The organism is Streptomyces sp. NPDC058335 (genome assembly GCF_042723915.1).
GTDB lineage: Bacteria > Actinomycetota > Actinomycetes > Streptomycetales > Streptomycetaceae > Streptomyces.
Window position 1 is genome coordinate 36,582 of the sequence record NZ_JBHXHX010000023.1, and the last position, 10,166, is coordinate 46,747.

Consider the following 10,166-nt stretch of genomic DNA (forward strand, 5'->3'; position numbering starts at 1 on the left):
TCAGGATGAAGACGCACGGGCGTCGAACCTCCAAGCGGGGGCGGGTCGGGTGGCGGCGCGCAGCCAGGTCTCGCAGCCGATCAGGGGTTCCAGCGCGATCCTGATGGCGTTGTCCGGCTGGGGCGCGAGCAGCCGGGTGCGTAGTGCACCGGGGTCGATCAGTCCGTGGGCGGCCAGGGCCGAGTCCTCGAACATCTCCAGGATCGCGGGCAGGTTGCGGCGCAGCCCACTGTTGGCCTCGTCGCTGAACTCGCCCTTGGTGGAGCGGCCCAGCACGGCCGGCGGCACGATGCCGCGCATCGCCTCGGCCAGCAGCGGCTTGTACCGCCAGGGCCCGGCGTGTTCGTGCACCTGGACCGACAGGACGGCTTCGACCACGCGGTCGTCGAAGAACGGCGAGTCCAGCTGCACGCCGGCGTCGGCGAACACCCGGGCCAGCAGCCGGTACCAGGGGGCGCTCGCGCGCATCGCGAGGAGCAGCTGGTGCTGGGCCAGGTCGCTGGAGAGCGGCCGTACCCGGCTCGCCGTGTCGTGCAGTGCCTCACGGGTCGCCTCGACCGCCGCGCCGGTGGCCCAGGCCGGTGCCCGCATCGGCCAGACGCCCCACCCGAGGGCGGGCCGGCGCCGGGGCGGGGCCGGGTCGGTGAGCCCGTCGGCCTGGGCCCGCCACCAGGCGGCCTCGTCGCCGGGGCGGGCCAGGGCCGTCAGGGTGGGCAGCACGGGCCAGCGTTTCAGGGCCGCGTAGCCGCGGACATGCCGCAGGGCGGTCAGCGGGCGGCGCCGGAGGAGTCCGTGGAGGTAGCCGGGGAACGGGGTGAACAGTTCGTCACCGCCGTGTCCGGCGAGGTGCCGGCGCGATCCGCTGTCGGCGAGCAGCCGGGCCGTGTGACGGGTGCGCGCGAGGGTGCGGACGAAGGGGTAGGGCTCCTCGGAGTCCACGGGGTCGTCCGCGTCGGTGAACAGCGGTGGGAGGTCGCCGGGGGCGACGACGATGTGCTCGGCGCGGTCCAGGGCGCCGATGGCGTGGCCGGCGAAGACGGAGTCGTCGTTGCCGGCCTCCGCCTCGCCCCAGCGGAACGTCAGCAGGTCGGGCACGTCCCGGGCGGCGAGGAAGCACAGTGACGTGGAGTCCATGCCGCCGGACAGGTCCGAACTGAGCCGGCCCCGGCCTGGGTCGCGGTCGTGCAGGGCGGAGACGAGTGCTTCCCGGACGGCTCGGGCGCCCGCGGCCAGCGACAGTTCCGGGGCCGGTGGCCGCCACCACCGTGCCTCCCGCACCCGGTCGCGCTCCCACACCAGGCAGTGGTCCGGCGCCGGCGCGGAGATCCCGGACCACAGCGGGCGGTCGCCCAGCGGGGGCGGCAGGAATCCCCCGGTGGCGACGCGCAGGGCCAGCGCCGTCTCGTCGACGCCGGCACCGGTCATCGCCGCGAGCACATCGGCGCGGTCGGCGGCCACGTCGACCTGGTCCAGCCGGGTGTGGAAGACCCGGCGCAGGCCGGTCGCACTGCCCTGGAAGCGCACCTGGCCGTCGACCGACGCCACCAGGTGGCAGGAACCGGGCAGGCTCGCCGCCAGCGCGTCCAGGTCGGACACCGCCCGGATCCGGGCGGCCAGTTCGGTGAGCCGGGCGGCGGTGACCGGGCAGACCCCGATCACCGCCAGGCGCACCGGGCCCGCGGCCACGGCCGTGATCTCGCCGGATGCCCACCGGCCGACCAGCCACGGCCGCCCCGAGGCGTGCGGGAACTCCCGCGGCGACTCCCAGGGAGCCGCCGCGCGAGCCTCGGCCGAGGCCGCCGTGTCCGGCAGGACCACGAACCCGGTGCTTCTCATGCGCTCATGTCTCCGAGAACCGACGACCGGGGCTCAGAAGCCGCCGGAGTAGTGACCGAAGATGTCGTTGCCCCAGCCGATCCAGCCCAGGGTGTCCTCGTTGAACTCCCCGACCTCGACCAGGGTCGGCGGCGCGTACGGCTCGGGGGTCGAGAGCTCGGTGTGCTCGTTCATAACACCCTCCTCAGTTACCAGGGGCAGCCGGTCGGCTACCCAGGTGAACCGTACGTGCGATCGAATCGCGTGATCCACCCGGTTTTCACTCAATTCACAGCGGCCACTCCGTTCGCCTGTGAACGCCGGGAGCATCACCCGTGATCTGCGGAAACGATCATGTTCGGAGGTGCGGCACGCACACGACTCGCCGTGCCGAAGGTGGCCGGAAAGGACTCCCGGCCGTTGCTCGGGCCCTGGGCGGTCACGACCGGGAACGGCCCGTGAGGACGGCGGGCGGCTCGTCGTCCATCTCGAAGGCCAGCGGGAACGGGGCGTGCCCGGCCAGTCGGAACCAGCGCACCTTGCGGTGCTCGCGCAGCCTGCGGGCGCCGCCCACCGCGTCGTTGTGGAAGCGGCGGGCCATGGGAACCCGCAGGACTGCCTCCGTCAGCTCGTGCGCGGCGGCCTCTCCGCCGGGCGCCTCACGTACGGCCTCCAGCTGCTGTACGTCTGCGAAGACCGCCCGCAGCGCCTGGCTCAGGTCGCTCTCGGCGACCTCCCGCTGCTCCTCCTCGGCCTGCCGGGCGGCGTGCGCGGCCTCGTACAGCACGATCGAGGCGGCCGGGTCGAGCACGCCCGAGGTGGCCAGTTCCTGGGCGACGGACGCCCTGCGCAGCAGTTGCGCGTCCAGTGCGGCGCGGGCGGCGTCGATACGGGCGTGCAGCCGGTCCAGGCGTCCCGCCGTCCAGCTCAGGTAGAGGCCGATGGCGACGAGGACGACGAGGATCCAGATGAGGGTTGCGGTCACGGGCGGCAAGGCTAGTCGCTCCGCGGGGTCGGCCGGGGTGCCTCCCATGGGCGCCTGCCGGGGGCTGCCGCCCCCCGGGCCCCGCCTCGGCCGTGAACGGGCCTCGTCCTCGAACTCCCCCGGACGGACCGGATCACCCGGCCGGTGTCGTCACGCCTGCCCCGCGTCAGTTCCGGGCCAGGCCGAATCGTGCCCGCAGGCCCGGGGAGCCTCTGTCGTCCGCCGCGACCGCCGCCGCGCCCGCCGTCACCGTCTCGTACACGGAGAGGATGTCCGCGCCGACCGTCGACCAGTCGAAGCGGCGGACATGGGCGCTGCCGCGTTCGCGCAGGCCGGCCCGCCGCCCGGGGTCACCGAGAAGCCGTACGGCCGCCTCGGCCAGCGCGTCCGGGTCCTCGTTGGCGAACAGATCGCCCGCGCCGCCCTGGTCGAGCACCTGGGCGAAGGCGTCGAGGTCGGAGGCGAGTACCGGGGCCCCCGCCGACATGGCCTCGACCAGGATGATGCCGAAGCTCTCGCCGCCGGTGTTCGGGGCGACGTACAGGTCGATGCTGCGCAGGAAGCGGGCCTTGTCCTCGTCGCTGACCATGCCGAGGAACTCCACGCGGGAGCGCAGTTCCTTCGGGAGGTTCTCGACGGCCTCCTCCTCGTCGCCGCGGCCGGCCACCAGCAGGCGCGCGTCGGGGCACTCGGCGAAGATCTTCGGCAGGGCGGCCATCAGCACCGGCAGACCCTTGCGGGGCTCGTCGATGCGGCCGACGAAGCCGATCGTCCCGCCCTGCCAGTCGGGGTTGGGCTCGGCGCGGGCGAAGAAGTCGACGTCGACGCCGTTGGGGATGACCACGGCGTCCCCGCCGAGGTGCTCCACCAGGGTGCGGCGGGCGTACTCGCTCACCGCTATCCGCGCGCTGATCTTCTCCAGGGCGGCCTGGAGGATCGAGTAGGCGGCGATCATCGCGCGCGAGCGCGGGTTCGACGTGTGGAAGGTGGCCACGATCGGGCCCTGCGCCGCCCAGCAGGTCAGCAGCCCGAGCGACGGCGAGGTCGGCTCGTGGATGTGGACCACGTCGAAGGCGCCGTCGTGCAGCCAGCGGCGTACCCGGGCGGCGCTCAGGAAGCCGAAGTTCAGCCGGGCCACCGAGCCGTTGTACGGCACCGGGACGGCGCGGCCGGCCGAGACGACGTACGGCGGGAGCGGGGTGTCGTCGTCGGCCGGGGCGAGGACGGACACCTCGTGGCCGAGCCGGATGAAGTACTCGGCGAGGTCGCGGATGTGGAACTGGACGCCACCGGGCACGTCCCAGGAGTAGGGGCAGACGATGCCGATTCTCACGAGGGTCCCTTCGCGGGGTCGAGATCGGCGAGCCACAGTCGCTGGAGCATGTGCCAGTCCTCCGGATGGTCGGCGATACCCGTGGCGAAGGCGTCTGCCAGCGCCTGTGTCATGACAGACGTCTGTTCGGCCCGCGTGCCTGACTCGGGTACCTGGATCGGGGGATGGATGCGGCCCCGCATGACGGGCGAGTCGTCGTACCAGAGCGTGACGGGGAGCAGCAGCGCGCCGGTCTGCCGGGCGAGCAGGGCCGGTCCGGCGGGCATGCGCGCGGTGGCGCCGAAGAACTCGACCTCGACGCCGGACGCGGAGAGGTCGCGGTCGGCGACCAGGCAGACCAGGCCGCCCTCGCGCAGCCGCCGGGCGAGGGTGCCGAAGGCGCTGCCGCCGCTGTGCGGCAGGACCTCCATGCCGAGGCCTTCGCGGTAGGCGACGAAGCGGTCGTAGAGCGTCTCGGGCTTGAGCCGCTCGGCGACCGTGGTGAACGGGATCTTCAGCTTCGTGGTGGCCCAGGCGCCGGCGAGGTCCCAGTTGGCCAGGTGCGGCAGCGCGAGGACGACGCCCTTGCCGGCCGCGAGGCCGTCGGTGAGGTGGTGCAGGTCCTTTGGCTCGAACCCCGACGCGACCCGCTCCGGGCTCCAGGAGGGAAGGCGGAACGACTCCATCCAGTAGCGCAGGTAGGAGCGCATGCCCGCGCGCGTCAGCTCGGCCAGCCGCTCGGGGCTCGCGTCCGGCACCACGCGCGCGTAGTTGCTCTCCAGCCGCTGCACGCCCTTGCCTCGCTGCTTCCAGGCGAGGTCGGCGACGGAACGGCCCAGGCGGGCCGCCACCGGCTCGGGGAGCTTCTTGACGGTGCTCCAGCCGAGCCCGTACAGCCCGTCGGTCAGCTGGTCACGTGCGCTCACTGGGCCGTCTCACGCCCCTCGGAGCCCTGTCGGCCGGCCGCGGTCTCCGCGTCGGCCTCCGCCGCCTCGCGGCGGACGGTGACGACGCGCTGGATCAGCGTGACCACGCTGCCGACGGCGACGAGCCACAGGGCGACCGGCAGCAGGTACTGGATGCCCGGCACGCCGAACGCGTGCAGGCCCGCGAGCCCGGCCGCGACCAGGGACACCACGAGCCGCTCGGCGCGCTCGACGAGCCCGTTGACCGCGACCGGCAGCCCGATCGACTCGCCGCGCGCCTTGGTGTACGACACGACCTGGCCGCTGGCCAGGCAGAAGATCGAGACGGCGCACAGGACGTTGTCGTCGCCGTGGCCCGCGTACCAGAGGGCGAAACCGCCGAAGATCGCACCGTCGGCGACCCGGTCGAGCGTGGAGTCCAGGAAGGCTCCCCAGCGGCTGGAGCGGCCGAGCTGGCGGGCCATGTTGCCGTCGACGAGGTCGGAGAACACGAACAGCGTGATCACGACCGTGCCCCAGAAGAACTCGCCCATGGGGTAGAAGACCAGCGCGCCCGCGACCACGCCGGCGGTGCCGAGAAGCGTGACCGTGTCGGGGCTCACGCCCCGGCGGATGAGAAACGCGGCGAACGGTGTGAGGACACGCGTGAAGAATGCACGCGCGTACTTGTTCAGCATGGCCTTCCCGAAGGTTGTATGGCCGCGCGGCCCCTGCTGGCCACCGGCTGGCCCATCGTAGCCACGCGCGTGGGTGTGCGACCGTCGGGCACCCGGGGCCGGGGTCACGGCCCGGCCGCATCCGGGTCACGGCGGGGTCGCGCGCCCGCCCGCACGCCGGCCGTGCCGATGGCCTCGTCGCGTCCTTCGTATGGACGCACCGTGACGGGAGTGGAAAGCTCGAAGGACCGCGGGCGTCGCCGGAGCCGCCACCGCACGCGGAGCCGCCGTGTCCGCGCCCCGATGACCTCACCGTGCACGGGAGGCAGAGAAATGGGCGACAAGGCGAACACACACCCCGGAGCCGCCGGCAGGGCTACGGCGGCCGACCACCCCGCGTCCGTACGGAATGTGGTGCTGGTCGGCCACTCCGGATCGGGCAAGACGACTTTGGTGGAGGCTCTCGCGCTGACCGCGGGAGCGGTGAACCGGGCGGGCCGCGTGGAGGACGGCGGCACCGTCTCCGACTACGACGACATCGAGCACCGTCAGCAACGCTCGGTGCAGCTCTCCCTGGTGCCGGTCGAATGGGACGGCATCAAGATCAATCTTCTCGACACCCCCGGGTACGCCGACTTCGTCGGGGAGCTGAGGGCCGGTCTGCGTGCCGCGGACGCGGCCCTCTTCGTCGTCTCGGCCTCGGACGGCGTGGACGGCTCGACCCGCATGGTGTGGGACGAGTGCGCGGCCGTCGGCATGCCCCGCGCGATCGTCGTCACGCATCTGGAGGCCGCACGCGCGGACTTCGAGGAGATGACGCGGATCTGCGCGGAGGCCTTCGGCGCCGACGACCCCGACGCCGTCCTGCCGCTGTACCTGCCGCTGCACGGCCCGCAGGCCCCGGACGGGCACGCGCCCGTGACGGGACTGACCGGGCTGCTGTCGCGGAAGCTGTTCGACTACGCCTCCGGCGAGCGCAAGGAGTCCGATCCGGGCGAGGACGAGCTGCCCGGGATCGAGGAGGCCCGCAACCGGCTGATCGAGGGGATCATCGCCGAGAGCGAGGACGAGACCCTCATGGACCGCTATCTCGGCGGCGAGCAGATCGACGTGAAGACGCTGATCGAGGACCTGGAACGGGCCGTGGCGCGCGGCACGTTCTTCCCCGTCCTGGCCGCGGCCCCGGCCGCCGAGGGCGCCCGGCAGGGCATCGGCACCGTCGAACTGCTCGAACTGGTCACCAGGGGCTTCCCGACGCCCCTGGAGCGCGAGGCGCCCCGCGTCACCACGGTCGACGGCGAGCCACGCACGCTGGACCTGTGCGATCCGGACGGCCCGCTGGTCGCGGAGGTCGTGAAGACGGCCTCCGACCCGTACGTCGGCAGGGTCTCCCTGGTCCGCGTGTTCTCCGGCACCCTGCGCCCCGACCAGACCGTCCACGTCTCCGGCCACGGGCTCACCGACCGCGGCCACGAGGACCACGACGTCGACGAGCGCGTCGGCGCCCTGTCCGCGCCCTTCGGCAAGCAGCAGCGGGCGCTGACGCACTGCATCGCGGGCGACCTCGCGTGCGTGGCGAAGCTGAGCCGCGCGGAGACCGGCGACACGCTCTCCGCCAAGGACGACCCGCTGCTGATGGAGCCGTGGCAGATGCCCGACCCGCTGCTGCCGCTGGCCATCCAGGCACACAGCAAGGCCGACGAGGACAAGCTCTCGCAGGGACTGTCCCGGCTGGTCGCCGAGGACCCGACGATGCGGCTGGAACAGAACCAGGGCACCCACCAGGTGGTGCTGTGGTGCCTGGGCGAGGCCCACGCGGACGTCGCCCTGGAGCGGCTGCGCAGCCGCTACGGCGTGCAGGTCGACGTCGTCCCGCACAAGGTCTCCCTCCGGGAGACGTTCGCCGCCAGGTCCACCGGGCGGGGACGGCACGTCAAGCAGTCCGGCGGGCACGGACAGTTCGCCATCTGCGAGATCGAGGTGGAACCCCTGCCGGGCGGTTCGGGCATCGAGTTCGTCGACAAGGTCGTGGGCGGCGCGGTGCCGCGCCAGTTCATCCCCTCCGTCGAGAAGGGCGTACGGGCACAGGCCGCCAAGGGCGTCGCCGCGGGCCATCCGCTCGTCGACGTCCGGGTGACCCTGCTCGACGGCAAGGCGCACTCGGTGGACTCCTCCGACGCCGCGTTCCAGACGGCCGGGGCGCTCGCGCTGCGCGAGGCCGCCACCGACGCGAGGATCCATCTGCTGGAGCCGGTGGCCGAGGTGAGCGTGCTGGTCGGCGACGAGTACGTGGGCGCCGTGATGAGCGACCTGTCCGGGCGGCGCGGCCGGGTCCTGGGCACCGAGCAGACGAGCGGCGGTCGCACGCTGGTGCGCGCCGAGGTGCCCGAGATCGAGATCGGCCGGTACGCGGTCGACCTGCGTTCCCTCTCGCACGGCACGGCCCGCTTCCACCGCGCCTACGCCCGGCACGAACCGATGCCGGCGCAGGTGGCCGAGCGGATCCGCCAACAGGAGCAGGACGGCTAGAGGTTGGGGCGCGGCCACCCTCGAGTGGCCGGTGTGGAACGTGTTCCTCCGATACGGCGGGCGGCTTCGGCCGTCCGCCGACGGATGTCCGTGCCTGGATATACGCTGATGACCTGATCAACAGGTGTGCGGAGTACGGAAGTCGGGAAGGCCGCAGAAGCGAGAGTGGCGGCGATCGGGGGCGGGAATGACCGTGGGCAGCGGTTACGCGGACTTCTTCGGGCCACAGGTGCCGCAGCAGGGCGACGGCGGGCAGACGCCGACCGTCGCGCTGGCCTCGGCCGCCTACCGGGACAACCCCGTCGAGGACATCAAGAAGGCCGACAACGAATGGCATCAGTCGACGGTCGACCCCGGCCGCGGCTGGGCCAAGATCTTCCGGCCCAACCTCGGCGAGGCGTTCTCCCAGGCGGTGATCGACCGCATGCTGGGCGTCGGACGGAAGCCGCTCATCCAGTCGTTCGGCAGTGACCCGCAGGCGGTCGTCGAACACTGCCTGGCCGCCAACCGGATCCGCCGCGAGCGCGACCGGAAGCTCACCGGCGTCATGGTCCTGTGCGGTCTGCTGTTCCTGCCCGGCCTCCTGGTGTGGCTGCTGGTCTTCCAGCTCCGGGCCACCATGGTGAAGGCGGACAACAGGCGGGTCTCCGGACTGGCCACCGGTCTGCTCGTGGCCGTCGGCGCGCTCGCCGCTCTCTTCCTGCTCCGCATGCCGTTCTCCGGCCTGGCCGGGTGGTACGCGCGCGGTGCGGTCGTCGCCCCGGTGGCCGGCTGGTTCCTGGCCAAGCGGATCTGCGAGGGCACCGCGAAGGACCTGCGCGAGCGCTGGGACAGCCTGCTGTCCGGCAGCAGCGTCGGTGCCAAGGTCCCCGAGGCGGTGCCGACCAGCCCCAGCCAGACGGCGGCCGAGCAACTGCGCCAGTCCCTGGCCCGGTTGAGCGCCGAGCAGCAGTCCAACTCCGTCTTCTACGCCGGCCCCAAGGGGATACTCGGCATGGGCACCCGCTGGGGCGCCTGGCACCTCGCGGAGGAACTGACCCCGGTCGACCCGGTCAAGGGCGTCCACGAGTTCCGCAGCTGGACGGTCGTGCGGGCCATCCACGACCAGCTCCAGCTGCTGCACCGGCAGAGCCTGAAGACCGGCGGTTTCCCGCCTCCTTCGGTACGGCACTGGATCGTCACGCCGGTCGGTGAGAACGCCAAGGCGGTGGCCCGGCCGGAGGGCACCGACGTGGAGGCGTACCAGGTCAAGCCGAGGGCCGTGGAGGACATCTGCAACAACCAGCAGTTCGGCGGCGGCGACCGGCACTACCTCGGTGTCCAGTGGCCGCTGTGGGACGGCCAGCTGATCATCACCATGCTGATCACCGTGACCGTGCTGCACGAGACGCTGCGCATCGAGGTCACCGGCCATGCGCTGGGCCCGGTGAACTCCCTGTTCACCAGCAAGCCCGAGGCTCCCACGAAGGAGGTCGCCAAGACCGTCCGGTTCTGGGAGACCCGCAAGATCAGTCTGCCGCTGGTCACCGCGGACGAGGTGGTACGGGTGGCCGCGCGCGCCACGATCAGCTGGTACCCGCCGCTGCTGAACTGGCTCGGCGGTTCCATAGGCCTGCCCGAGCCGTTCGGCCTGCGGCACGCCTGGGCCGACCAGCCGTGGCGGCACCGCTTCATGGCCGACGACGCGCTGCGCGCGGCGACACCGGTGCTGAGGGTGGTGCACACGGCCGCGCTCAGGGTGCTCAAGGAGCACGACGTGGACACCGAGAAGTTCAGCTCCCGCTCTTCGGCGCTCAGCGGCGCGATCCAGGACCTGACACCGAAGAAGGCCGACACCTACGACGCGTAGGCCTCCGGCGGTGGGGCGGGGTCACTCGTACGGGTCCGGGGGCCGGTGTGCCGGGGGCCGGTGTGCCGGGGGCCGGTGTGCCGGGGGCCGGTGT

At 72.6% G+C, this 10,166-nt stretch carries 7 protein-coding genes and 1 pseudogene; 2 read left to right on the top strand and 6 right to left on the bottom strand.

Annotated features, from left to right (window positions below):
* From ACFWJX_RS34055 to pgsA, 6 genes and pseudogenes are all read right to left on the bottom strand, one after another.
* On the bottom strand, positions 1 to 1,836 hold the full coding sequence (locus ACFWJX_RS34055; RefSeq protein WP_383250194.1) for a lasso peptide isopeptide bond-forming cyclase: 1,836 nt from the start codon (positions 1,834 to 1,836) through the stop codon (positions 1 to 3).
* Positions 1,837 to 1,869: 33 nt separating this feature from the next.
* Positions 1,870 to 2,010, bottom strand: coding sequence for a lasso RiPP family leader peptide-containing protein (locus tag ACFWJX_RS34060; RefSeq protein WP_383250195.1), 141 nt, complete (start codon positions 2,008 to 2,010; stop codon positions 1,870 to 1,872).
* A 244-nt stretch (positions 2,011 to 2,254) separates the two neighbouring features.
* Positions 2,255 to 2,800, bottom strand: a complete 546-nt coding sequence (locus ACFWJX_RS34065) for a hypothetical protein (RefSeq protein WP_383250196.1) — start codon at positions 2,798 to 2,800, stop codon at positions 2,255 to 2,257.
* 166 nt (positions 2,801 to 2,966) lie between these two features.
* The gene (locus ACFWJX_RS34070; RefSeq protein WP_383250197.1) at positions 2,967 to 4,133 is read right to left on the bottom strand and encodes a glycosyltransferase family 4 protein; all 1,167 of its coding nucleotides are present in this window, start codon (positions 4,131 to 4,133) and stop codon (positions 2,967 to 2,969) included.
* Positions 4,130 to 5,038, bottom strand: a complete 909-nt coding sequence (locus ACFWJX_RS34075) for a phosphatidylinositol mannoside acyltransferase (protein ID WP_383250198.1) — start codon at positions 5,036 to 5,038, stop codon at positions 4,130 to 4,132. Before ACFWJX_RS34075 ends, ACFWJX_RS34070 begins: the two co-directional genes overlap by 4 nt.
* A pseudogene (pgsA, locus tag ACFWJX_RS34080) lies at positions 5,035 to 5,771 on the bottom strand (phosphatidylinositol phosphate synthase). The gene ACFWJX_RS34075 and the pseudogene pgsA overlap by 4 nt, the downstream one beginning before the upstream one ends.
* A gap of 256 nt (positions 5,772 to 6,027) precedes the next feature.
* On the opposite strand from pgsA, the gene ACFWJX_RS34085 reads away from it, so the two are divergent.
* Positions 6,028 to 8,223, top strand: a complete 2,196-nt coding sequence (locus ACFWJX_RS34085) for an elongation factor G-like protein EF-G2 (RefSeq protein WP_383250199.1) — start codon at positions 6,028 to 6,030, stop codon at positions 8,221 to 8,223.
* A 187-nt stretch (positions 8,224 to 8,410) separates the two neighbouring features.
* Positions 8,411 to 10,072 (top strand): hypothetical protein, encoded by a 1,662-nt coding sequence (locus tag ACFWJX_RS34090; protein WP_383250200.1) that lies wholly within the window; start codon positions 8,411 to 8,413, stop codon positions 10,070 to 10,072.
* Positions 10,073 to 10,166: the final 94 nt, after the last annotated feature.

Coding starts and splice junctions, on each gene's coding strand:
- ACFWJX_RS34090 (WP_383250200.1), top strand. CDS start 8,411: ATGACCGTGGGCAGCGGTTACGCGGACTTCTTCGGGCCACAGGTGCCG.
- ACFWJX_RS34060 (WP_383250195.1), bottom strand. CDS start 2,010: ATGAACGAGCACACCGAGCTCTCGACCCCCGAGCCGTACGCGCCGCCG.
- ACFWJX_RS34055 (WP_383250194.1), bottom strand. CDS start 1,836: ATGAGAAGCACCGGGTTCGTGGTCCTGCCGGACACGGCGGCCTCGGCC.
- ACFWJX_RS34085 (WP_383250199.1), top strand. CDS start 6,028: ATGGGCGACAAGGCGAACACACACCCCGGAGCCGCCGGCAGGGCTACG.